Source organism: Pseudoflavonifractor capillosus (assembly GCF_016899775.1).
Classification (GTDB): domain Bacteria; phylum Bacillota; class Clostridia; order Oscillospirales; family Oscillospiraceae; genus Lawsonibacter.
In genome coordinates this window covers 1-590 of record NZ_JACJJE010000151.1, presented here as the reverse complement: position 1 = coordinate 590, position 590 = coordinate 1, and the positions used below count along the sequence as shown (strand labels likewise).

Below are 590 nucleotides of genomic sequence, written 5' to 3'. Positions count from 1 at the left end.
GTCCGGCCGTCCTCCTCAATGGTTTTAGGGATGTTGGCGGTGTCCTGATTGGCCAGATTGGGATAGGATCGGGTAGCAGAGACCTCCCGGGTGGAAGTGCCATATCCGGCTGTCTCTACATTTACGGTCTCCAGCTGGAGGGAGAGTGTACCGGACAGGCCGTCTTCTGTGATGAACTCTTTTTCCGGGGGCAACAGGGCCAGCACCGATTCCATATCCTTGTTCTTGCTCTCCAGGGACACGGTCTCAGTATGCTGCCGGATCTCCTGTTTGGGGAGCTCCTGTTTCAGCACGTCCACCAGAGTGTAGTGGAAGCCATCCTGCTCAAAATCAGACCGGGAGATCCCTGCCGGATCATCCTCCGGCCCCAGGTCGTACATTTTTCGCAGTTCTGTGCCATCCTCACTTTGAGTCACCGCAGTGGGATAGCAGACCTCTGCCTGAGTGGGCTCCGCCGCCAGCACTGCGGGGGAGAGAGCCATGGTCAGGCAGAGCACCGCAGCCAATAAGGAAATCTTTCGTTTCATGCAGACATCCCTCCTCTACATGCTCATGCCGCCCATTACCGGGCCGGACTGGACGGGTTCTTC

General features: G+C 57.6%; 1 pseudogene. It reads right to left on the bottom strand.

Features of this window, described 5'->3' with window-relative positions:
* Positions 1-527, bottom strand: a pseudogene (locus H6B31_RS16755) (cell wall anchor protein); the annotation flags it as partial.
* Between the last annotated feature and the right edge of the window lie 63 nt (positions 528-590).